The sequence below is a fragment of the Nocardia sp. NPDC004415 genome, from assembly GCF_053602435.1.
Map to the genome: position 1 here is coordinate 24499 of NZ_JBSGDP010000042.1, position 21212 is coordinate 45710.

Sequence of the window (21212 nt, forward strand, 5' to 3'; positions counted from 1 at the left end):
GTCAGCCGACCGGCACGCTCCGCACCGGTAGCGGGGCGGGCCGGATCAGCCCGCTCGCGAAGGCCAGCGCCAGCACCGCGAGCACCACCGTGAGCACGGTCAGCGCGATGGGCACGGTGATCGCCGCGGGGATGCCGAGCACCGTCAGCCCGGTGACCCCACCGCAACCCCAGATGAACGCCGCCGCGAGACGGCCGAGCAGCGGCGCGTACGGCCACCGGCGCCACACACCGGCGATGCCCCGCCGCACCGAATAGCCTGCGCCCGCCGCCACGACGGGACTCATGCCGAGCAGCTGGACGGCCGGGTCGGTGACATGCACAGCGGATCCTTTCGCTTCGCCGATCTGGTTTGCCGAAAGTTTTCTCGAATCGGTTATACCCGCTCAGAATCCATCGGACAGCCCATTCGCGCAACTCCGCGTCCGCTGTCACTCCCCCGCGCGCGCCACCTCCCCCGCCGCGCCAACGGCGGGCAATTCCAGGTTCTCCCGGTAGGTCGCGCCCAAGTAGTCGGTGTCGAGGATGCCGCGGCGGCGCAGTTCGGGAAGCAGGCCGTTGAGCACGAAATCGCCGGTCCTGGCGTCGGTGAGCCCGCCGACGGTGATCACGTCGAGCACGTTCGCCCGGTAGCGCTCCTCGATGGCGTCGGCCACCTGTTCGGGTGTTCCCGCGACGGCCCAGTGCCCGGTGTCCTTGGCGGCGATCACCAATTCGCGCAGGGTCTTGCCGGACGCCGCGAGCTTGCCGAAGATCTCCACCCGGCCACGCCTGCGCCGCACCGAATCGACGCGCGGGAGCAGACTTTCCGGGATCGGCTGGTCCAGCGGCAGCTCGGACAGGTCGATCTTGCCGCCGAGCATGTCGGCCAGCAGCGCCCGGCCCGCGTCGAAATCGGTGGCCTCGGCGGCCTCGCGGACCAGCTCGCGCGCCTCGGCCTCGGTGGCGCCGTAGGTGGCGTGCAGGGAACTGAAGATCAGCGGAAGCCCTGCGGGCCTGCCGAATTCGGCCGCCCTGGTGCGGATCTTCTTGGTGTAGGTGACCGCGTCCTCGAGCGTCGGCAGCGAGGTGAACACCACCTCGGCGAAGCGGGCACCCAGCTCGATACCGCCCGCGGACTGCCCGGCCTGGAACTGCACCGGCCTGCCCTGCGGCAGCGTGGGGACATTGAGCGGCCCGCGCACCGAGAAGTACTGCCCCACATAGTCGATCGGCTCGACCAGCGACGCGTCCAGCACGGCACCACCCCGGCCGTCGGGCCGCAGCGCGCCCGGCCGCCAGCTGTCGAACAGCGCGTTGACCACCTCGAGCGATTCGGTGGCGCGGGCGTAGCGCTCCTCCGGGCTCGGCAGGTCGCCCGTGCCGTAGTTCTCCTCCCCGAGCGAGGAGGTCACCGCGTTCCAGGCCGCCCGGCCGTTGCTGATGTGGTCGAGCGTGCCGAACAGGCGGGCCAGGTTGTAGGGGTGGTGGAAGGTCGTGGTGACCGTGGCGATCAGGCCGACGTGCGTGGTCACCGCGCTCAGCGCGGCCAACTGGATCAGCGGCTCCTGCGCCCCGATCGCCCCCTGCGCGCCGAAGCTGAGCAGATCCGCCGCGAACAGCGCGCCGATCTTGTTCTCCTCGGCGATCTTCGCGATCCGCACCGCCTCGTCGAGGGTGGAGCGGGTCGGGTCCACTGCGGCGGCGTACACGTCCCGCGACCCGCTGACGCCTGTGACCGTCTTCAACTTCCGGCGTTCGGTGCCCATGAGGCCAGTTCAGCAGCCCCACCCCGGCTGGGCCCATGGTTGCGCTCACCGCAATCCGAACAGCCGACGCTCGACACCGGCACCCGCCTCTTCCCGGTCGGTCTGTCGCGGCTATCGACCGCTGATGCCGCCATCTCGCACACCGGACGTACGCTGGGCGGCCGCCACCGCCGACGTGGCGGCGGTGAGCGCGCTGTTGATCGAGATCTCGCCGCGCATGCCCGGCGCGGCGACCATGTCACCGGCCAGGTAGACGCCGTCGCCGCGGTCGATGGCGGGGCGGTCACGCCAGGTGGTGCCGGGCAGGTCGAGAGCGCCGGTACGGTTCTTGGCGGTGGAGGTGCGGTGGAAGGTGGTGCGGGAGCGCCACTCCGGGAGGGCCGCGTCGGCCAGGCGTTCCAGGCGCTGGTGGGCGCTGTCGCGGGATTCGTTCTCGCGCACCGGCATCTGGAGCTGGAAGAGTGATTCGCCGATGGGGGCGATGGTGTCGTCCTGGGCGGTGTAGCACTCGGAGAAGCCCGCCTCGTCCAGGTCGAACACCACGAACCGGTCGCGGCGATCCTTCGTCACCCCGATGTCGAGCAGTGCCGCGAAACCGCTGGTGCCGTGCAGACTCTCGTCACCGAGCAAGCGGCGCGCCGAGTCGAGGTCGGTGGCCACGATCACCGGGCCGCCAGTGGGCAGCTCGTCGACCCGGGCGCCCGTCTCGATGACGACCCCGAGCTCGGTGGCCCGCGCGATCATCCGGTCTATCACCTGCTGCCAGCCCCCGCGCACCCAGCGCACCCCGGGCACGGTGACGCCCAACGCGCGCTGGAACAGATCCCAGACGAACGCCGCCGACAACCGCCCGGTGTCCGCGTCGTAGGTGACCACGCTGATCGCGTTGGCGACCTGCGTGGCGGTCCGCTCATTCCAGCGTTCGGTGGCCCAGCTGTGGAAATCCACGTCGACCGGCGCCTGCGTCCACTTGCGCGCCTGCGCGCGCAGCATCCCGACCGGCGGCACCCGCCGGAGCCGCCCGTCCACCCGGAAGCCGACCTTCGCGGCATCGGTGAGTCCGGGCCAGCCGAGCCCCGCGACGAAACCGCGCTCCTTCAGCCAGGTGTAGTGCGGGCCGTCGGCATAGAACACATGGGCGCCCTCGTGCGCGACATGCGGCGGCGGGGTCGCGCGGCCACGTCCGCCCAGACTCTGATGTGCCTCGAAAAGCCTGACCGGAACGCCCTTTTCGGCGGCGTCGATCGCCGCGGTGAGCCCGGCCAGCCCGCCCCCGATGACGGTGATGGGTGTGTTCATCAGCTGTCCTCTCCCTCGATGCCCGCCCGGTCGAGCCGGGCGGCGATCAGCTCCGCGGTGGCCCGCAGGTAGCGCTCGGTGTCGACGTCGGCCGGGTGGCCCCCGTCGAAGATGTCGGTCGTCATCCAGAGGTGCGCCAGCGCGCCGACCAGGACGGCGGCGGCCGCCTCCCAATCCTGTTCACGCGCAGCGGGTCCGGCCATTTCCACGAGTCCCCGCGTGACGGCGGCCATCACCACCGCGTACTCCTGCTCCCGGAAGACCTCGAGCAGCGGTGCGGGAATCGAGTTGTCCCGCAGCAGAATCCGGGTCACGTCGCGGTCGTGGTCGAGGCGGGCCAGGCCGATCCGGCACAGCGCGAGCAGCATCTCGACCCGGTCACCGGTCGGGGCGAACACGGTCAGCGCCTCGGTCAGCGAGAACTCCGGCGACAGGAACAGGTCCCATTCGGCGCGATCGCGCAACCGCGCGTCCACCGCCCGCACCAGCAGTTCGTCCTTGGACTTGAAGTGCCGGTACAGCGCGCCCGACCCTCCCGAGAGCCCGGCCGCCCGCTCGATCTGGGCGACCGAGGTCTTGGCGAAGCCCTGCTCGCCGAACAGCCGCAGCGCCTCGTCCATGATCCGCTCGCGCGTCGTGGCCGCCACGTCACCTCCTGTGCAAGTAACCACTTACTTACAGTGACTCGAGCACTCCGGATGCACAAGACCCCTGCCCTGACCGGGATCGAGGCAACGGTATAGCTACACCTTGATTCAGTATCGCTATCACGGGTAGATACTCGACACGGCGCTTCGGCAAATCGGCCGCGGCGGCCCGGAAGAGCGAAAGGAAGTGCTGTGGATACCACCGTCGTTGCGATCGATTTCCAGCAGGGCATGACTGACGCGTGGAGTTCGGTCGCGCAATTCGTTCCGAAGGCTGCCGCCTTCGTCGCCATCCTGATCATCGGCTGGATCATCGCGAAAATCGTGGCGAGAATCGTCGACGCCGTCCTGGAGCGGGTCGGTTTCGATCGGCTCGTCGAACGCGGGCAGATCCGGAAAATGATGTCCCGCAGCAAATATGACGCCTCCGATATTCTCGCGAAGATCGCCTATTACGCGATTCTGCTGATCGCGTTGCAGATCGGTTTCGGGGTGTTCGGGCCGAATCCGGTCAGTGATCTACTCACCAGCATCGTGGCCTGGCTGCCCAAGGCGGCGGTGGCGATCGTGATCGTGGTGATCGCGGCGGCCATCGCGCACGCGGTCAGCGAGATGATCACCAATGTGCTCGGCGGGCTGTCCTACGGGCCGCTGCTCGGCAAGATCGCCGCGGTGTTCATCTGGGGTATCGGCATCATCGCCGCGCTCAACCAGATCGGCGTCGCCACCACGGTGACCACCCCGATCCTGATCGCGGTGCTCGCCACCATCGGCGGCATCCTGGTCGTCGGCGTGGGCGGTGGCCTGGTGCGCCCGATGGAGCAGCGCTGGAACCGGGTGCTGGGCGGCCTGGAGGCGGAGATGCCCGCCATGAAGGGGCATGCCGAGGCCTACCAGCGCGGCAAGGAGGACGCCACCCGGGCGGGCGAGCGGGTCAGCACCACCCAGGAGTGGGTCGAGACCCGGGAAACGAATATGTGACCGACCGGCGACGGCGCCCTGTCACCTCGACGGGGCGCCGTTCTCGCGCTCTCAGAACCCCGCGTGCCTGCACACCGCGGCGACCCGCAGCGAAAGCCAGTCCGCCTCGCGCCAGTCCAGCGGCGGGAACACCGGGAATTCGGTGTGCTCGATCAGCCCACGCACATACCCGGCCAGCAGAATGTTCACCGGAATCCGCCCGGCGTCCTCGACCCCGAATTCGAGAATGTCGCGCACCGCGGCGGCATGCTGATCCAGCTCCGCCGTGAGCCCGGGCACCTCGGCAGCCGCCACCCCCGCGGGCTCCCCGAATTCCGTATTCAACTGCTGCAGATGACGTCGTGCCGAGAATTCCAGCAACGCGGGCCCGGGCGAAAACATTACTGGATGGTATCAATTCCATCCCGACCCGATGAAGCCCAGTGGCGAACATCTCGCTACACCTTCGAGGTCAGTCGGGGCTGCGGGTGATGATTCGCGCGGACGGGACGGCAGCCGCCAGCTGGCGGATGTCGTCGGGGTCGGAGGTGATCACAAGTCCGCCGCCGTAGCGGGCGCACAGGGCCACCACATGCGCGTCGGCGAGGTAGCGGCTGCCCACCTGGGCGCCGTGCAGGATGGCGCCGACCAGCCGGGCCATGTCGAAGTCGGTGGGCACGATCGCCACGGGACGCTGCCAGGGGTGATCGTGCGGTTTGCGTGAAACCAGCGTCTCGACCCGCCGCGTCCGGGCCGCGCCGCGGCACACTTCCGCGCAGACGACAGCGGGTACCAGCACCTCGGCGGTGCGCGTCTTCGCTTCGGCGAGCAATGCCCGCAATCGGGCGGGAGGTTTCGGTTCGCAGAGGGCCGAAAGCCCGTCCGAGTCGAGTACGACCGGCAGGCTCATGCGATGTCGCGCTGTTCGCCGACGGCTCCGTCGAGTTCGGCGAACGCCGCCGCGGCATAGCGCGCGTCGTCTTCCGACACCACACCGAACTCGGCGTCCCAGCCTTCGAGGAGCTCGCCCAGCGCGGCATTGCGTGCCATGCGCTCGACATGCTCGGTCAGCGCCGCATTGACCACCGCGGACAGATGCGAGTCGCCGAGCTTACGTGCCTGCTCGACCACCGCCTCATCCACCGTCACCGTGATCTTACTTTTGGCCATACGGACATCCTACCGGCAGGCACGCCTATTCCGGCCAGAACACCTGTCCGTCGCGGACGAGTAGCGGTGTCGACTCGTTGTCCTCGTACCAGCGCAGCCGTGCCAGTTCCACCGAGCCGTCGGCGGCCACGCGGTCGAAGGCGACGTGCAGATAGAGGTGGCGCATCAGCGCGGCGAGGTCGGCGAAATTCTCGGGGTGGACTTCTTGGCGGGCCTCGAGATGCCAGCCGTCCGGGGTGCGCTCGAGGGCGGCGCCGAGCATGCCGCCGATCTTCCAGGCGGGCTCGTGCGAACCCAGTAAAGGTTCCGGGGACGACTCGTCCCCGGAGAACTCGCCCAGCCCGAGGTGGCGGCGCAGCTGCGCGACCTCCTCGGTGCTGAGACTGTCGCGCAGGTCCACCGTCATCGAGAACTCGTACACATCTGCCACAGACGGCACTGTATTACCGAGGACCGACAGAGTCCTCGGGATCAGTGGCCGGTGCTGAGAAAGCCCAGGAGGTCGTGGCGGGTGATGACGCCGACCGGCTTGCCGTCTTCGACGACCATGAGGGCGTCGGTGTCGGACAGGGCCTTGGTGGCGGTGGAGATGGGTTCGCCGGAGCCGATGAGGGGGAAGGAGGGGCTCATGTGCTGGGCGACGGAGTCGGTGAGTTGGGCGCGGCCCTCGAAGACGGCGGAGAGCAGGTCGCGTTCGGTGACGCTGCCCGCGACCTCACCGGCCATGACCGGCGGTTCGGCGCCGACGACCGGCATCTGCGAGACGCCGTATTCGCGCAGGATCTCGATGGCGTCGCGCAGGGTCTCCGAGGGGTGGGTGTGCACCAGGTCGGGCAGTTCGCCGGACTTGCCGCGCAGTACGTCGCCGACCAGCGGTTCGGGGCCGGTCTCGAGCGGGGTGCGCAGGAAGCCGTAGGAGCTCATCCACTTGTCGTTGAAGATCTTCGACAGGTAGCCGCGGCCACCGTCGGGGAGCAGCACCACGACGACGGCGTCGGGATCGCGGCGGGCCACCTCGATGGCGGCGACCACGGCCATGCCGCAGGAACCGCCCACGAGCAGGCCCTCCTCGCGGGCCAGGCGGCGGGTCATCTCGAAGGAGTCGGCGTCGGAGACGGCGATGATCTCGTCGGGGACGGCCGGGTCGTAGGCCGAGGGCCAGAAGTCCTCGCCGACGCCCTCGACCAGGTAGGGGCGTCCGGTGCCGCCGGAGTAGACCGAGCCCTCCGGATCGGCGCCGATGATCTTGACCTTGCCGCCGGAGACCTCCTTGAGGTAGCGGCCGGTGCCGGTGATGGTGCCGCCGGTGCCGACACCCGCCACGAAGTGGGTGACCTTGCCGTCGGTGTCGCGCCAGATCTCCGGACCGGTGGTCTCGTAGTGGCTGTCGGGGCCGCCCGGGTTGGCGTACTGGTTGGGCTTCCAGGCGCCGTCGATCTCGCGGACCAGGCGATCGGAGACGTTGTAGTAGCTGTCGGGATGCTCCGGCGGCACGGCGGTCGGGCAGACCACCACCTCGGCGCCATAGGCCCGCAGGACATTGCGCTTGTCCTCGCTGACCTTGTCCGGGCACACGAACACGCACTTGTAGCCACGCTGCTGGGCCACCAGCGCCAGGCCGACACCGGTGTTGCCCGAGGTCGGCTCGACGATCGTGCCGCCCGGCTTCAGCAGGCCCTCTTCCTCGGCGGCGTCGATCATCTTGACCGCGATGCGGTCCTTGGAGCTGCCGCCCGGGTTGAGGTATTCGATCTTGGCGGCCACCAGACCCGCGTTGGGCCCGACCACCGAGTTCAGCCGAACCAGGGGGGTGTTGCCGATGAGGTCGACGACGTGATCCGCGATGCGCATGCACCCCATCGTTCCAGAACCCCGGGGCGGCGGCGCGACCTGGTCCGATCGAGTGAGCCATGGCACCGGCGCGGCGCGGGCGCGCGGGCTTGTCCCGGCGCGGATCACCTGATTTCGTTAGGGCATGAGAGTCGGACTGCGCGCGGCTGTCGTCACCGGCGCGACCACCGTGCTCGCCGGGTCCGGCGCGGGCACCATCTCCTGGGCCACTTATCGGTTGCTGATGACGCAGGCCGGTGCCGCGCGGGCGGTCATCGGGCGTGACACCTCCAAGCCACCCGAGGCCGACGGCGTCTACGCGCCCGGCGCCCGGCGACCCGAGCCGTGGCGCACCGGCGTGCCCAGCGACCTGCACCTGATGATCTTCGGTGACTCCACCGCCGCCGGGCTGGGCTGCCTGAGCGCCGACGACGTGCCGGGTGTGCGGCTGGCGCGCGGGCTGGCCGAGGCGAGTGGCTTGCGGATCAGGTTGAGCACCAAGGCCATTTCGGGGGCCACCTCCAAGGGGCTCGCGGGGCAGGTCGACGCGATGTTCGTCGCGGGCCCGCCGCCGGACGCGGCCGTCATCCTGGTGGGCGCCAACGACATCACCAAGAAGCACTCCATCCGGGCCTCGGCGCGCAGGCTGGCCAGCGCGGTGGCGCGATTGCGCGCGGCCGACGCGCTGGTGGTCGTGGGCACCTGCCCGAATCTGGGCACCGTCACCGCGATCCAGCAGCCGCTGCGCACGGTGGTCGCGAACTGGAGCGTGCGCCTGGCCAAGGCCCAGACGATGGCGACCACACTGGCCGACGGCATCGCGGTGCCGATGGGTTCGCCGCTGGTCGCCTCGGAGTTCCGGGCCGCCCCCGAGATCCTGTTCGCGACCGACGGATTCCACCCGTCGGCGGCGGGTTACGAGCTCGCCGCCGCCCAATTGCTCCCCGTGCTGATCGCGGCCGTGCGCAACCGACCTGGTCTTCCGGTAGCGCACAGCGAGACGTAGATTCGGAATGGACCGGTTAGTACACAGCCGTTCGCCAGCCATGTGAAAAGGAGTCCTCATGCCCGAGGCCGTCATCGTCTCCACCGCCCGCTCCCCGATCGGCCGTGCCGTCAAGGGGTCCCTGGCGAGTATGCGTCCCGACGACCTGACCGCGCAGATGGTCCAGGCCGCGCTGGCCAAGGTGCCCTCGCTCGACCCGACCCAGATCGACGACATCATCCTGGGCACCGGCTCCCCCGCCGGCGAGGGCGGCTTCAACCAGGGCCGCATCATCGCGGTGAAGCTGGGCCTGGACGTGGTGCCCGGCACCACCGTGCACCGCTACTGTGCCTCCTCGCTGCAGTCCACCCGGATGGCCTTCCACGCCATCAAGGCGGGCGAGGGTGACGTGTTCATCTCCGCCGGTGTCGAGACCGTCTCGCGCTACGCGCGCGGTTCGGCCGACAGCTCGCCCGACACCAAGAACCCCGAGTTCGCCGAGGCCGAGGCCCGCACCGCCAAGACCGCCGAGGGCGGCGCGGGCGCGTGGCACGACCCGCGTCAGGACGGCCTGCTGCCCGACGCCTACATCGCGATGGGCCAGACCGCCGAGAACGTCGCCTCGCTGACCGGCATCTCCCGCGAGGACCAGGACCGCTGGGGCGTGCGTTCGCAGAACCGCGCGGAGGAGGCCATCAAGTCCGGCTTCTTCGAGCGCGAGATCACCCCGGTCACCCTGGCCGACGGCACCGTGGTGAGCAAGGACGACGGCCCGCGCGCGGGTGTCACCTACGAGGCGGTCAGCCAGCTCAAGCCGGTGTTCCGCCCCGACGGCACCGTCACCGCGGGCAACTGCTGCCCGCTCAACGACGGCGCCGCCGCGCTGGTCATCATGAGCGACACCAAGGCCAAGGAGCTGGGCCTGACCCCGCTGGCCCGCATCGTCTCCACCGGCGTGTCCGGCCTGTCGCCGGAGATCATGGGCCTGGGCCCGGTCGAGGCCGTGAAGAAGGCGCTGGCCTTCGCGGGCAAGTCGGTCTCCGACATCGACCTGTTCGAGATCAACGAGGCCTTCGCGGTGCAGGTGCTCGGCTCCGCGCGTGAGCTCAAGATCGACGAGGACAAGCTCAATGTCTCCGGTGGCGCGATCGCGCTGGGTCACCCGTTCGGTATGACCGGTGCCCGCATCACCACCACCCTGCTGAACAACCTGCAGACCTACGACAAGCAGTTCGGCGTGGAGACCATGTGCGTCGGCGGCGGGCAAGGTATGGCGCTGGTCATCGAGCGTCTCAGCTGAGATAGACAGTAAAAGAGCGGCCCACCGGATTCCGGTGGGCCGCTCTTTCGTGTCTGCGCTATCAGTCGCGCTGGAAGTAGCTCAGCAGGCGCAGGATCTCGATGTAGAGCCAGACCAGGGTGACGGTCAGGCCGAGGGCGACGCCCCAGGCGGCCTTCTCGGGGGCCTGGGCGCGGATCAGCTGATCGGCGGCGTCGAAGTCCAGCAGGAAGCTGAACGCGGCGATGGCGATGCAGACCAGGCTGAACACGATCGCCAGCGCGCCACCGTCACGCAGGCCGAAGCCGCCGTCGGTGAAGAAGCTCGCGATCAGGTTGCCGACCATCAGCACCAGCACGCCGACCATGGCGCCGAGCAGCATGCGGGTGAAGCGCGGGGTGACCCGGATGGCGCCGGTCTTGTAGACCACCAGCATGCCGAAGAACACGCCGAAGGTGCCGAGCACCGCCTGGCCGATCAGGGCGCTACCGCCCACGCCGCCGAAGGTCACGTCGGTGAACATCAGCGAGATGGCACCGAGGAACAGGCCCTCGAACGCCGCGTAGGACAGGACGATGGCGGGGTTGTCCATCTTGCGGCCGAAGCTGGCCACCATCACCAGCACGAAGCCGATCAGGCCGCCGCCGATGACGAACAGCGGGGCCAGCGAGGGGTTGGCCGAGGACAGCGCGAACGAGATGATCGCCGTGACCGTGAGCACCGCGAGGGTGATGCCGGTCTTGGTGACCACGTCGTCGATGGTCATCGCGCGGGTGGCGGGGGCCTGCTGGAACTGCTGGCCGTACTGCTGCCCGTATTCGCCGTACTGCTGCTGTCCGTACTGCTGGTTGCCGAACTGGCCTGCGCCGGCTACGCCCGAACCGAAGTTCGCGTAACCGCCGACACCCTCCTGGCGGGGTAAGTTCTTGAACACCGGATTCGATGAGGTACGCACCGTGCGCCTTTCTTGGAGTTTCACGAGTCGCTGTACGCCTGGCAGCGTGAGCACAGCTCCAACTGCCCTGTTCAACGTGTCACGATCGGACAAAGTTCCCAGCGGCGCGATCAGTGATCACCCCACCGCCCGTTCGGACAAATCGGACTCTACCGCGTCGGTGCCGCCCTATCGTTGTACGTCGCGCAGACCACGGACAGACCGCGTCACCGTGAATTTCTGGTTCCGGCCGATCACATCGGTGCGCCCGACCATCCGCTCGACCACTCCGCGATAGTTCAGGTGCGAGTTGTACACCGTCCACAACTCCCCGCCCGGCCGCAGCACCCGGCCGGTCTCGGCGAACATCTTGATTGCCGAACCGGTGTGCACGGCGGCGCCCACATGGAACGGCGGATTGCACAGCACCAGGTCGGCGCTGTTGTCGGCGGCCGAGGACATCGCGTCGTCGCGCACCACCGTCACCCGGTCGGCGACCCCGTTGGCGACCGCGGTGGCCCTGGCCGAGGCGACGGCGGCCGCGGACTGATCGGTGCCGACCACCCGGATGTGCGGGCGCGACTTGGCCAGCGCGACGGCCAGGATGCCGGTGCCACAGCCGAGATCGATGGCCTCGCGCGCGTCGGGCTTCATCCGGTCGAGGTGTTCGAGCAGGAAGCGGGTGCCGATGTCGAGGCGAGGGCCGGAGAACGCGGCACCGTGGGCCACCACGTCACCGTCGATCTCGATGATGTGCTCGCGCACCGGGAACCGGCTCGGGCCGACCGGCAGCGGCTCGCCCACCACGAGCACCCGCGATTTCTGTCGGCCGCGTCCGGCGCGCACCTGCCCGAAGAACTCGCCGAGCACGCCGTTCATGGCGGGGGTCAGGTACTTGTCGCGCCCGCCCGCGAAGACCGTCACGTCCTGGGCGGCGTAGCGGGCGACGGACTCGGCGATCTCGGCCAGGCCGGGCAGCATCCGGGGCAGCCGCAGCAGGACCACGCGCGCGCCGGTGAGCAGGTCGGCGTCGAGCCCGTGCGCGGTGTAGCGGTCGGTGAGGCCGAGACTCTTGGCGTTGCCCGCCAGTGCCGCCTCACCGGTGAGCAGGTCCTGGTGCACGCGCAGACCGGTCAGGTCGTGACGGGTGGCCGCGCCGAGGGTGAGCGCGCCGTAGGCGTCGCCGATCACCGCAACCTCACCGCTACCCACCGCGGCCAGGGCCTCGTCGGCGGTATCGAGGAGCAGGCGGTCGGCGGCGTCGACGGCATAGAGGTTCGGCGCCTCCACGTCGGGAAACCGGCGCAACCGGCTGAATACGTCCTCGGCTCTGTCCACCCGACAAGTGTGCTAGATCGTTGCCCCACAGTCACATCCGGCCCCGTCCGGCCCGCGCACACCGTGGAACCGGACACACCCCGCCCGCTTCCCCCCACCCGGGCCCCGGCCGTGCTTACCATCGGCTCATGCGCAAGCTCGGAGTGTTCGTGCTGGTAGCCGGGATCGCGGCGGCCCTGACCGGCTGCGACACCGAGGACGCGCCCGTCGCGACCCCCGCGGCGCCGGGCACCTCGACCACCGCCCCCACGAGCACCACCAGCACGTTCGTCGAACGCAGCGGCGAGGTCCCCACCGACAGCACCCCCAAGTCCGGCCCGGCCTCCCCCGGCGCCGCGCTGACCGTCACCGACATCCGGATCGCCCACGAAGCGGGCTTCGACCGGGTCGTCTACACCTTGGGCGGCAGCGGAACCCCCGGCTGGAAGGTGGCCTACACCGACAGCGCGGTCCAGGACGGCAGCGGACGACCCGTCGAGGTGGCGGGCGAATCGATCCTCGAGGTCCGCATCCTGGGCTCGGCCTACCCGTTCGATTCGGTCGTGCCGCCCTACGACGGCCCCGATCCCGTGACCGATCCCGCCGCCCCCGCCATCACCGGTGTGTACAAATCGCTGGTCTACGAAGGCGTCACGCAGTCGTTCATCGGCATCGGCGCCGGGTCCCCGCCGTTCGCGGTGACCGCCCTGGCCGACCCGCCGCGCGTGGTCGTCGACATCGCGACCCAGTAGCTCTACCCCTACCGCGTCGGGGTATTTCCGCGCCGGTGATCCCGCTGGTTAGACTGGCTGCCGTGGACGAGCGGCGATCGCACTCGCGGGTTCCTGGTATCGCCAGGGCCCTCGCCGTGCTGGTCCTGCTGGCGGGGATCGTCGCCATGCATTCGGCGGTCTTCAGCACCGGTCACGCCGAGCATTCCCCTCCGGCCCATCACGCCGAACTCACCCAGGACGCCGCGACCCCCGCGCCGGTCGACACCGATTGCGGCGCCGCCGGTTGCACCGAGCACGCCGGAATCCACGGCTGCGTCTTCGTGCTGGCCGCCCTCGCGGCGGCGCTGACCCTGATCCTGCTCTACCGCCTCGGCGACGGCGCCGCGATCGTGCGCTCCGCGCAGCTGATCTGGCGGGGCAGGCGCGAGCGGTCACCGCCGTGGACCGTCCTGACCCTCTCCCAACTGGCGATTCTGCGGATCTGACAGGTCGGCCGTCCCCACGGCCCGCCCTGTCCGACACCACACCCGAATCCCCAGGAGGATCACCCATGTCCAGCACCCGTACCCGCACCCTGGTTCTCGTCGCCGCCGCGGCCGCCACCACCCTGTTCGCCACCGCCTGTGGCGACGACATGGGCGGCAACACCCCCACCACCGTCGCGCCGACGACCACCACCACCAGTTCCACCGCCGCGCCCGTCGAGTTCAACGACGCCGACGTCACCTTCCTGCAGATGATGTACCCGCATCACGCGCAGGCGATCGAGATGGCGCGGCTGGTGCCCAGCCACACCCAGAACGCGCAGCTCATCGCGCTGGCCGCGCAGGTGGAACAGGCCCAGGCCCCGGAGATGGCCCGGATCACCGAGCTGCTCACCTCGTTCGGCAAGCCCGCCCCCAGCGCGGATGGGCACGGCGGTCACGACATGCCCGGCATGATGTCGCAGGCGCAGATGAGCGAGCTCGAGGCAGCCCGTGACGCCGAGTTCGACCAGCAGTGGCTGGAACTGATGATCGAGCACCACGTGGGCGCGGTCGACATGGCCGACACCGAGCTCGCGGGCGGGATCAACACCGACGCCCGGGCGCTCGCGACGAGCATCGTGGCCGATCAGCAGGCCGAGATCGACACCATGCGCGGCATGCTCGGCCAGTAGCGCACCGGCGCGGCGCCGGGCCCGACACCCCGGCGCCGCGTCTCGGTTGGTCATCGAATCGGCCCCCACGAGCTGACGCCACCCCGGTACAGCCAGTACGGTCGAGAGGCACATCCTTGAGGGAGGAGAAGGACCATGCGGGTACTGGAACGAGTGGGCCTCGGCACCGCGCTCGCGGCGACCGCCACCGGAGTGATCCTGATCGGCGCCTGCTCGACGCAGGTACCGGGCAACCCGGAGGCGAACCTCACCGAGCTCGCCCAGTACACCTCGGAGGTGGCGGCGTCCTCGGCAGCGGCGGCGTCGTCGAAGGCGGCCCAGATCCAGGCGGCCAACGACACCGCCTGTGACGGCCTGCGCGCGGCCAACAAGAGCTCGGTCGCCTCCTTCAACGCCTATATCGATGCCAGCAACAACCGGGCACCCGATACCGACACCAAGGCGGGCGAGGCGGTCACCACCCTGCGCAACAACGCCAAGGACCTCTCCCGCAAGCTCACCCCCGACGTGATCGTGGATCTGTCGGGCCCGCTGGGCATCTACCGCGACCAGACCAACACCCTGGCCGACACCCTCGACCGCCGCGCCCCCACCGACGAGCTCAACGGCGTGATCGACACCTTCAACGCGTCCAAGGACGACGCCATCGAGGTCTGCCAGCCTTACGGCAGCTGACGCACCGTAACAAGAACGTGACCGTTCACGATTCCCTCCCGGAGACATCAACGGGAGGGTCGCGTGTACGGCTATCTGAAACATGTTGTGGCAGGAGCGGTCACCGCGCTGGCGCTCACCTCGGGCGTGCTGCTGCCCGGCACGGCGCAGGCCGACCCGGGCACCACGAAACAGTGCGAGGTCAGCTCCGGGCGCTCCCCGCAGACGGCGACCGCCGCCGAGGTCGGAATCGATCCGGACGGCCTGGCCCGCGCGATGGACCTGGCGATCGACCCCACCCGCTTCAACATCCAGCTCTACCGCAACAACTGCCTGGTCGCGGGCAGCCCGACCAACCCCGAATCCGGTGGCGTGGCCTGGAATCTGTGGAGCGGCACCAAGAGCGTGGTCGCGCTGGTGGCCGGGCTCGCCGTCGACGCGGGCAAGCTGAAGATCGACGAGCCGATCGGCACCTACCTGCCCGCCGGCCTCGGTGACGACGCGCACCGCGCGATCACCGTGCGCAACCTGCTCACCGAGTCCTCCGGGATGGAGGTGGCGGTGGCCGCCGAGGGTGCGACCGGGCTGGCCCAGCTCGATCCCAATGTCGTGGCCCAGGCGCTGGCCATGCCGATCGAACGCCCGCAGGGCACCATGTTCCGCTACAGCCAGCGCGCGGTCGACCTGCTGGTCTACGTGATCCAGCAGTCCGTCGGCGAGGACTTCCAGACCTTCGCCCAGCGCGAGCTGTTCGACCCGCTGGGCATCCCGCGCACCGACTACTACTGGGCCCGCGACCGCGCGGGCAACACCTACGGCCACGCACACCTGATCCTGCCGCCCGACGACTTCGCCAAACTCGGCCTGCTGGTGGGTAATCGGGGCAGCTGGAACGACCGGCAGGTGATCTCCGCCGACTACATGCGCCAGGCGCTCTCGCCCTCGGCGAGCATGCCGTGCTACGGGTTCCTGTTCGTCATCAACGGCGAACCGTGCCGGCTGGAATTCCCCGGTCTGCCACTGGACGCGGTGAAGATGTCGGGCATGCTGCGCAACGACAGCTACATCGTGCCCAGCCTCGGGCTCATGCTGAACTGGACCGGCATCGCGACCCCCGGCGCATCTTCCAACTACACCCACAGCGTGATGCGCGCGCTGATCAACTCCTTCCGCGATCCGGTGCTGCCGGACCCCGGCGAGTACCAGCAGGCTCCGGACGTGAGCGTCACCGATCCCATGATCGCGCGCCCGGACGCCTTCTTCGGCACCCTCGGGGTGGGCCCCTACGCCTACCCGGGCTGCAATTTCCTGGACTGCCTGGGCGAGACCCCGAAGGCACCGTTCGCCGACGCCCCGCCGGGATGCCTCATCCTGGGCTGTGTCGGCACCGATCCGCGCACGCCCGGCATCCGCTGAGGCCCTGGGCGGGCGCGCCCTGGTCGCGTATTCTGAACCGGCCGGACATGACCAGTCAGTACCGGACCGCCGACCAGGGGAAGGAGCCGCCCCCATGCCCGCACCGCTGCGCGACAGCGCGGTGCCCAAGCACGAGCAACTGCGCGCGATCCTGCTGCAGAAGTGCACGCGGGAGCTCCAGCCGGGCGACCTGATGACCAGCGAGCGCAATCTCATGCAGGACTACGGCGTCAGCCGGATCACGGTGCGTGAGGCGATCGGTCAGCTGGTCAACGAGGGCTATCTGGTGCGGGTGCGCGGCAAGGGCACCTTCGTCGCGCACCGGCCGGTGCAGTCGCGGCTGCATCTGGCCTCGTTCACCGAGGAGATGCGCGCGCTGGGTCACCACCCGACCACACTGGTGCTCGTCGCCGAGGAGGGCATCGCGCCCGAGGCCACCGCCCGCGCGCTGCGCCTGCCGCAGGGCGCGCGCGCCTATCACGTGCGCAGGCTGCGCCTGGCCGACGAGGACCCGGTCAGCGTGGACGACGCCTGGTTCAATCCCGAACTCGTCCCCGGCCTGATCGCCCACGACCTGACCGGCTCGATCTACCGCACCACCGCCGAGCGCTACGGCAGGCCGATCGAACGCGCGGTGCAGACCGTGGACGCCCAGGCCGCCGAGTCCGGGGTGGCGGCGCTGCTCGGTGTCAAGAAGGGTTCCCCCGTCCTGCATTTCGACCGGGTGTCCTTCAGCGCGGAGGTGCCGATCGAGCACACGCACAGCTGGTACCGGTCGGATCGCTACCGGGTGCAGATGGAAGTGGGGCAGCGCGGGGCCGCGACGACCTAGGCCGACCAGGTCCGATCTGGTGTGAAATCCACATATTTCAGTTACCGTCTGGGTGCTATCACAGCGAAGTGCTCGGAGGTATCACCCGTGTCCGTATCCACATCCCTCACCCGCGCGGGCCTGCTGGCCACGCTCGCCGCGGCCACCCTGCTCGCCGCCGGCGGCACCGCGAGCGCCGCGGGCGGCGCCGACTGGGACCTGTTCCCCTCCGGTTCGGTCGAACTCGGCCCGCCCACCGGCAGCGGCACCGGCTCGTTCGACGCCGACCTGGGCAGCAGCACCGGCTCCTTCGACGCCGACCTCGGCTCGGGCGCACCGCGTCCCGGCACGGGCTCGGGGCTGCTGCCCTGGTTCCTGCCGATCCCCGGCTCGGCGGGCTGAGCCCGCTCCGGCGCGCCCCCTCCCAGGCGCGCCGGACCCGCTCAGATGATCGTGCCCACGTCGGTGCGGACCAGATTGTCCAGTGCGCGCTCGGCGACGGCGGCGATCGTCATCGACGGATTGCAGGCCGCGGTATTGCCCGGCATGAGCGCACCGTCGAGCACATAGAGTCCCCGCTGCCCGAGCACCCGCCCGTCCAGATCGCACACCGTGCCCATGTTGGCGCCGCCCAGCGGATGCCAGGTCGACGGGAAGGCCAGATTGGTGTCGAGCAGTGTGCTGCCCGGTCCGGCGATACGCCGCACGGCGGGCGCGATATGCCCCTCCTGGATGGCCCGGTCGCCGTCCCCGGGCCAGCGCAGTGTCGCGGTGTCGCTGCCCGATTCGTAGACGAATTCCCCGCGCCCCTCGCTCACGCCGTACCCGACGAGCATGGTCGAGCCCGCGTCCAGCGACACCGGCGGGATCGACGCCTGGATGACGGTGAACGCGTTGTGCGGATCGTCCCAGTTCTTGCTGCCGTAGACCACCGGACCACCCTGTGCCGCACCGAATCCGGCCACCGGGTCGTGCCACACATAGATGCGGTCGGCATTGGTGCCCCAGCCGCGGCCGAGCTCGTCGGGCAGGTCGGTGATCTGGCCTTTCGCCGCCGCGCGCACCAGCAGCCGGGTGGTGTTGAGGCTGCCCGCCGCCAGCACCAGCGTGGTCGTGGTGATGATCTTGGTTTCCTGGACGGTGCCGGTGAGGTCCACCCGGTCCACGTGCACCACCCAGCGCCCGTCGGCGGCGCGTTCCAGCTCGGTCACCTCGTGCAGGGTCTGCACCTCGACGAGCCCCGTCGCCTCGGCGGCGGCGACATAGGTGACGTCGACGGAGTTCTTGCCGCCGTTGTTCACCCCCATCGCCCCGTCACCGTTGGTATAGGACGGCGCCATCTCCCCGCGCAGCTCGGCCAGCGCGTAGTTCCAGTCGATGGGCATCGGGATCTTCGACAGCGGATAGCCCTCGGCGCGCACCCGGTCGGCGAATATCCGTGCCGCCGCGTAGTTCTCGGTCTCGATCAGCTCGTCGGGCGCGGTCGCCAGGCCGAGCATGCGCGCCACGCGCGGATAGTGCACCCGGTCCATCAGCCCCCAGTCGAGCTCGGCCGGGAAGTGCGTCTCGAACACCTCGCGGGTGGGTTGCAGCGACATGCCCTGGTAGATCAGCGATCCGCCACCGAGCCCCGCCGCACACAGCGCGGTCATGCCCGCGCCCGGAACCGCCTCCACCAGACCGGTATACGGCTCGAACAGCATCGGCCGCCCGAACAGCACCGGATCGGAGCGATGCCACAGGGTGCGCTTGTCCGGCTGGGTGGCATGCGGGAAGGTCTGCGCGTTCGGGCCGGTGGCCCAGCGCTTTCCGCGTTCGAGCAGCAGCACCGGCACCCCGGCCTGCGCGAGCCGCAGCGCGGTGACGCCACCGCCGAAACCGGAGCCGATGACCACCACGCGGCGGTCCTCGCGGGTGAGCGGGATATTCGTGCGCGGACGGGCTCCGGCGCGCGGGGTGACGGCCAGGCCGAGGCCCAGCGCGGCGGCACCGGTCAGCAGTGACCGGCGAGTGAATGTCGACATGACACAACAACCTTCATCGATGAACGGGCCGGTGGCCCAGGATTTTCGGTCAGCTCGCGCGCTGGGCGAGCATCATTCCCAGCAGTCCGGCCTCCCGGCCCTGGCCGGTGATCATGTCGCGGGCGGCCCGCTTCACCTCACCGTCGAGCAGGAGTCCGTCCGCGGCGGTGGCCATCCGCAGCCCGCCGTAGTGGTGGCGCTGCATGAGCCGCAGGAACAGCACCTCGGCCGCGGCACCGCGCGCGGCGGACAGTTCGTCGAGCTCGGCGGCGCTCGCCATGCCCGAATCATCCTGTGCCGCAGTGCCGTGGTGGGCCGAGGTCATCCAGGACATCGGCTCGGCGTTCGTCACCGACGCACCGGCCAGCCGCAGCCAGCCCAGCAGCATGCCCAGCTCGGTGCGTTGCGCGTCGGCGATCTGGCCCGCCAGCGCCAGCACGCCGGGCCCGGCGCCGGGGTCGAGTCGCTGCACCAGCACCAGCGCCTGACTGTGGTGGGCCACCATGTCCTGGACGAAGGCGATCTCGGTCGCGGTCAGCACCGGCTCGGGTGGGCTCGAGGAGACCAGCGGCCGTAGTGCCGCGCCCATGGCGAGCAGCAGCACGGCCAGCGCGCCTTGGGCGAGCAGACGGAACACCTTGGGCGCCTTCATGATCCGGTGGTCGATCGCTGGTCGGCCGGTGGCGTGTACACCGCGGGCGAGAGTTCCATCGCCAGGAACCCGTTGTCGGCGCAGGCCGTCCACAGCTGATTGCCGCGCCACTCCGGCGGCGCGAAGCACCAGTCGGTGGACAGGTCACCGAAAGCCAGTGTGCCCGTGCGCGAACCGCTCGCCTGCGTGGGGTCGAACTGCCCCTGGAGCACCGCCTGGGCCACCGACGGTGCCGCCAGCAGCGGGGGGCCGATGATCGAGGCCAGGGCGTGCGGGGAGTTCCACAGTTCGGCGTTCTCGCCGGTGCGGGCGGGCGGGTTGAAGTAGGCGATCTCGCGGATGTCGCCGGGGTCGCGCACATCGAAGACCCGGATGCCCGAGGAGGTCCAGCTGCACGCCAGCGCGGTGGGGTCGACCGGGCGGTCGGCGGCGCAGTAGTGCGCGTCGTAGGCGAACAGCGACCCACCCGAGGCCGAGGCGATCATGCTGTCCTGGTGTTCGGGCTGGTTGATCGCGAGCTTGATCGACCGCACGAGCCGGGGACGCCGGTCGTCGGAGACGTCGATGAGCTTCACCCCGCCCGATCCGGCCTCGTCCACGGCGAACACGTGCGGGGTGCCGCCGTAACTCACCGGCACGGCGTGCTGGGTGGCCCAGCCGTCCGTCCACGGCATATCCGCGAGTTCGTGCACGTGGGGCGCGCTGTCGCGGCGCTGCACCGCGCTCACGTCGAGGATCTTCAGCCCGCCGGTATTGTTCGCCAGATACATCCGGTTGCCGTCGGGCGCGATGCCGAAGCCGTGCATGGACAGTCCGGGAATGCCCTGCCAGATCACCCGCGGCAGGGCCGGATCGGTGAGGTCCACGGCGCTGAGCAAGCCGGGCGCGACCCCGGAACTCCAGTAGGTGTTCCCGTCGGGCGAGAAGCCGCCCTCGTGGGCCGTGATGGGCAGGGGCAGCGCGAGGTCCGAGCCGGGGCCGGGATTGAGCAGGCGTGGGTGCGCGCAGTCGGAGATGTCGTAGACCGACAGCAGGCCCGCGCCGGTCAGTGCCGGAACACCCGTGCCGACCAGCAGTTTCCTGGCCGCGTTCACCTTCAGGCTCTCCCAGGTGCCCGCCAGCATGGCCGGTTCGGTGAGGGTCTCGGTGTGCACCGGCGCGGCCGGGTCGGCCGCATCGATCACCCGCACGCCCTGCGCCGGGCCGAGCAGATTGCCGGGGAAGAAGGTGCCGATGTAGGCGCAGTGGTCGAAGGTCACCGAGGTGATGCCGCCGCCACGCCCGGGTGACGAGCCGAGCAGGCGGATATTGCAGCGGTACCCGTCGCGGCTGCGGCCGCTGTCGCGGTCGGCGGCGGGGACGTCGCCCTGCAGGCCGGGTTCGGGCAGGGAGCCGGGCAGGCAGTCGGCGGTGCGGGCGGGTGGGTCGGCGGCCGCGGGCACGGCGGCGGCGAGCGGCATCGTCAGCAGCGCGGCGGCGAGGACGCCCCAGCGGCGGACGGTGCGCGAGAACGAGGAAGTCATGGAGTTGTCGTCGACCCGGGACGGGGGTCGCCTTTCGCTAGGAGATGCGCGGTGGCGGACGAGGCGTGCAC

The 21212-nt window shown here is 70.0% G+C and carries 24 protein-coding genes; 10 read left to right on the forward strand and 14 right to left on the reverse strand.

Translation table 11 applies throughout. The features are described from left to right. Position 1: 1 nt before the first annotated feature. The 4 genes from ACWEMY_RS19825 to ACWEMY_RS19840 all read right to left on the reverse strand — a co-directional run bounded on the left by ACWEMY_RS19825 (position 2) and on the right by ACWEMY_RS19840 (position 3693). Complete coding sequence (locus ACWEMY_RS19825) at positions 2-322, reverse strand: hypothetical protein (RefSeq protein ID WP_452391195.1); 321 nt, start codon at positions 320-322, stop codon at positions 2-4. 108 nt (positions 323-430) lie between these two features. Then, positions 431-1747 (reverse strand): NtaA/DmoA family FMN-dependent monooxygenase, encoded by a 1317-nt coding sequence (locus ACWEMY_RS19830; protein WP_452391196.1) that lies wholly within the window; start codon positions 1745-1747, stop codon positions 431-433. Positions 1748-1858: 111 nt separating this feature from the next. Further along, the gene (locus ACWEMY_RS19835; RefSeq protein WP_452391197.1) at positions 1859-3046 is read right to left on the reverse strand and encodes an FAD-dependent oxidoreductase; all 1188 of its coding nucleotides are present in this window, start codon (positions 3044-3046) and stop codon (positions 1859-1861) included. Continuing rightward, complete coding sequence (locus ACWEMY_RS19840; RefSeq protein WP_452391198.1) at positions 3046-3693, reverse strand: TetR/AcrR family transcriptional regulator; 648 nt, start codon at positions 3691-3693, stop codon at positions 3046-3048. The genes ACWEMY_RS19835 and ACWEMY_RS19840 overlap by 1 nt, the downstream gene beginning before the upstream one ends. A 192-nt stretch (positions 3694-3885) precedes the next feature. Here ACWEMY_RS19840 and ACWEMY_RS19845 point away from each other — a divergent pair, with 192 nt between their 5' ends. Continuing rightward, positions 3886-4674: a membrane protein gene (locus ACWEMY_RS19845; RefSeq protein WP_452391199.1), complete on the forward strand. Its 789-nt coding sequence runs from the start codon at positions 3886-3888 to the stop codon at positions 4672-4674. 51 nt (positions 4675-4725) lie between these two features. On the opposite strand, the gene ACWEMY_RS19850 is transcribed toward ACWEMY_RS19845, so the two are convergent. The 5 genes from ACWEMY_RS19850 to ACWEMY_RS19870 form a co-directional block, all read right to left on the reverse strand. After that, positions 4726-5055 carry a DUF6401 family natural product biosynthesis protein gene (locus ACWEMY_RS19850; RefSeq protein ID WP_375929935.1) on the reverse strand — a complete coding sequence of 110 codons (330 nt, stop codon included), beginning with the start codon at positions 5053-5055 and terminating at the stop codon, positions 4726-4728. A 70-nt stretch (positions 5056-5125) separates the two neighbouring features. Next, complete coding sequence (locus ACWEMY_RS19855; protein WP_452391200.1) at positions 5126-5563, reverse strand: type II toxin-antitoxin system VapC family toxin; 438 nt, start codon at positions 5561-5563, stop codon at positions 5126-5128. After that, the gene (locus ACWEMY_RS19860) at positions 5560-5823 is read right to left on the reverse strand and encodes a type II toxin-antitoxin system CcdA family antitoxin (RefSeq protein WP_452391201.1); all 264 of its coding nucleotides are present in this window, start codon (positions 5821-5823) and stop codon (positions 5560-5562) included. Before ACWEMY_RS19860 ends, ACWEMY_RS19855 begins: the two co-directional genes overlap by 4 nt. 25 nt (positions 5824-5848) lie before the next feature. Then, complete coding sequence (locus ACWEMY_RS19865; protein WP_452391202.1) at positions 5849-6253, reverse strand: hypothetical protein; 405 nt, start codon at positions 6251-6253, stop codon at positions 5849-5851. Positions 6254-6294: 41 nt separating this feature from the next. Further along, entirely contained in the window at positions 6295-7674 is a 1380-nt protein-coding gene (locus ACWEMY_RS19870) for a cystathionine beta-synthase (protein WP_452391203.1), read from the reverse strand. 124 nt (positions 7675-7798) lie between these two features. Here ACWEMY_RS19870 and ACWEMY_RS19875 point away from each other — a divergent pair, with 124 nt between their 5' ends. Next, entirely contained in the window at positions 7799-8659 is an 861-nt protein-coding gene (locus ACWEMY_RS19875; protein WP_452391204.1) for an SGNH/GDSL hydrolase family protein, read from the forward strand. A 58-nt stretch (positions 8660-8717) separates the two neighbouring features. Continuing rightward, a complete protein-coding gene (locus ACWEMY_RS19880) occupies positions 8718-9938 on the forward strand; it encodes an acetyl-CoA C-acetyltransferase (protein WP_375929938.1) in 1221 nt (406 codons plus the stop codon). 61 nt (positions 9939-9999) lie between these two features. Here ACWEMY_RS19880 and ACWEMY_RS19885 read toward each other — a convergent pair whose 3' ends face one another. Together ACWEMY_RS19885 and ACWEMY_RS19890 are read right to left on the reverse strand one after the other, a co-directional pair. After that, positions 10000-10872: a Bax inhibitor-1/YccA family protein gene (locus ACWEMY_RS19885; protein ID WP_375929939.1), complete on the reverse strand. Its 873-nt coding sequence runs from the start codon at positions 10870-10872 to the stop codon at positions 10000-10002. A gap of 168 nt (positions 10873-11040) precedes the next feature. After that, positions 11041-12189, reverse strand: coding sequence for a class I SAM-dependent methyltransferase (locus ACWEMY_RS19890; RefSeq protein ID WP_452391205.1), 1149 nt, complete (start codon positions 12187-12189; stop codon positions 11041-11043). 128 nt (positions 12190-12317) lie between these two features. Between ACWEMY_RS19890 and ACWEMY_RS19895 the strand changes: the two genes are divergently transcribed. The 7 genes from ACWEMY_RS19895 to ACWEMY_RS19925 all read left to right on the forward strand — a co-directional run bounded on the left by ACWEMY_RS19895 (position 12318) and on the right by ACWEMY_RS19925 (position 17344). After that, a complete protein-coding gene (locus ACWEMY_RS19895) occupies positions 12318-12920 on the forward strand; it encodes an AMIN-like domain-containing (lipo)protein (RefSeq protein ID WP_452391206.1) in 603 nt (200 codons plus the stop codon). 62 nt (positions 12921-12982) lie between these two features. Beyond that, a complete protein-coding gene (locus ACWEMY_RS19900) occupies positions 12983-13387 on the forward strand; it encodes a DUF6153 family protein (RefSeq protein ID WP_452391207.1) in 405 nt (134 codons plus the stop codon). 65 nt (positions 13388-13452) lie between these two features. Beyond that, positions 13453-14061, forward strand: a complete 609-nt coding sequence (locus tag ACWEMY_RS19905) for a DUF305 domain-containing protein (protein WP_452391208.1) — start codon at positions 13453-13455, stop codon at positions 14059-14061. 135 nt (positions 14062-14196) lie between these two features. After that, the gene (locus ACWEMY_RS19910) at positions 14197-14736 is read left to right on the forward strand and encodes a PH domain-containing protein (RefSeq protein ID WP_375929944.1); all 540 of its coding nucleotides are present in this window, start codon (positions 14197-14199) and stop codon (positions 14734-14736) included. Between the two features lie 87 nt (positions 14737-14823). Then, on the forward strand, positions 14824-16131 hold the full coding sequence (locus ACWEMY_RS19915; protein ID WP_452391209.1) for a serine hydrolase domain-containing protein: 1308 nt from the start codon (positions 14824-14826) through the stop codon (positions 16129-16131). Between the two features lie 94 nt (positions 16132-16225). Next, entirely contained in the window at positions 16226-16963 is a 738-nt protein-coding gene (locus ACWEMY_RS19920; protein WP_452391210.1) for a GntR family transcriptional regulator, read from the forward strand. A gap of 87 nt (positions 16964-17050) precedes the next feature. Next, positions 17051-17344, forward strand: a complete 294-nt coding sequence (locus ACWEMY_RS19925) for a hypothetical protein (RefSeq protein ID WP_452391211.1) — start codon at positions 17051-17053, stop codon at positions 17342-17344. Positions 17345-17385: 41 nt separating this feature from the next. Here ACWEMY_RS19925 and ACWEMY_RS19930 read toward each other — a convergent pair whose 3' ends face one another. Genes ACWEMY_RS19930 through ACWEMY_RS19940 form a run of 3 tightly spaced genes read right to left on the reverse strand, consistent with a single transcriptional unit; the run spans position 17386 to position 21078 of the window. Further along, complete coding sequence (locus tag ACWEMY_RS19930) at positions 17386-18966, reverse strand: GMC oxidoreductase (RefSeq protein ID WP_452391212.1); 1581 nt, start codon at positions 18964-18966, stop codon at positions 17386-17388. Between the two features lie 49 nt (positions 18967-19015). Continuing rightward, positions 19016-19618 carry a DUF305 domain-containing protein gene (locus tag ACWEMY_RS19935; protein WP_452391213.1) on the reverse strand — a complete coding sequence of 201 codons (603 nt, stop codon included), beginning with the start codon at positions 19616-19618 and terminating at the stop codon, positions 19016-19018. Further along, a complete protein-coding gene (locus ACWEMY_RS19940) occupies positions 19615-21078 on the reverse strand; it encodes an LVIVD repeat-containing protein (RefSeq protein ID WP_452391219.1) in 1464 nt (487 codons plus the stop codon). Before ACWEMY_RS19940 ends, ACWEMY_RS19935 begins: the two co-directional genes overlap by 4 nt. Positions 21079-21212: the final 134 nt, after the last annotated feature.

Excerpts from the sequence above, each read along its gene's own strand:
- ACWEMY_RS19880 (WP_375929938.1), top strand. The coding sequence starts at position 8,718 with ATGCCCGAGGCCGTCATCGTCTCCACCGCCCGCTCCCCGATCGGCCGT.
- ACWEMY_RS19875 (WP_452391204.1), top strand. The coding sequence starts at position 7,799 with ATGAGAGTCGGACTGCGCGCGGCTGTCGTCACCGGCGCGACCACCGTG.
- ACWEMY_RS19910 (WP_375929944.1), top strand. The coding sequence starts at position 14,197 with ATGCGGGTACTGGAACGAGTGGGCCTCGGCACCGCGCTCGCGGCGACC.
- ACWEMY_RS19930 (WP_452391212.1), bottom strand. The coding sequence starts at position 18,966 with ATGTCGACATTCACTCGCCGGTCACTGCTGACCGGTGCCGCCGCGCTG.
- ACWEMY_RS19850 (WP_375929935.1), bottom strand. The coding sequence starts at position 5,055 with ATGTTTTCGCCCGGGCCCGCGTTGCTGGAATTCTCGGCACGACGTCAT.
- ACWEMY_RS19830 (WP_452391196.1), bottom strand. The coding sequence starts at position 1,747 with ATGGGCACCGAACGCCGGAAGTTGAAGACGGTCACAGGCGTCAGCGGG.
- ACWEMY_RS19935 (WP_452391213.1), bottom strand. The coding sequence starts at position 19,618 with ATGAAGGCGCCCAAGGTGTTCCGTCTGCTCGCCCAAGGCGCGCTGGCC.
- ACWEMY_RS19855 (WP_452391200.1), bottom strand. The coding sequence starts at position 5,563 with ATGAGCCTGCCGGTCGTACTCGACTCGGACGGGCTTTCGGCCCTCTGC.
- ACWEMY_RS19940 (WP_452391219.1), bottom strand. The coding sequence starts at position 21,078 with ATGCCGCTCGCCGCCGCCGTGCCCGCGGCCGCCGACCCACCCGCCCGC.
- ACWEMY_RS19870 (WP_452391203.1), bottom strand. The coding sequence starts at position 7,674 with ATGCGCATCGCGGATCACGTCGTCGACCTCATCGGCAACACCCCCCTG.
- ACWEMY_RS19835 (WP_452391197.1), bottom strand. The coding sequence starts at position 3,046 with ATGAACACACCCATCACCGTCATCGGGGGCGGGCTGGCCGGGCTCACC.
- ACWEMY_RS19905 (WP_452391208.1), top strand. The coding sequence starts at position 13,453 with ATGTCCAGCACCCGTACCCGCACCCTGGTTCTCGTCGCCGCCGCGGCC.
- ACWEMY_RS19920 (WP_452391210.1), top strand. The coding sequence starts at position 16,226 with ATGCCCGCACCGCTGCGCGACAGCGCGGTGCCCAAGCACGAGCAACTG.
- ACWEMY_RS19895 (WP_452391206.1), top strand. The coding sequence starts at position 12,318 with ATGCGCAAGCTCGGAGTGTTCGTGCTGGTAGCCGGGATCGCGGCGGCC.
- ACWEMY_RS19860 (WP_452391201.1), bottom strand. The coding sequence starts at position 5,823 with ATGGCCAAAAGTAAGATCACGGTGACGGTGGATGAGGCGGTGGTCGAG.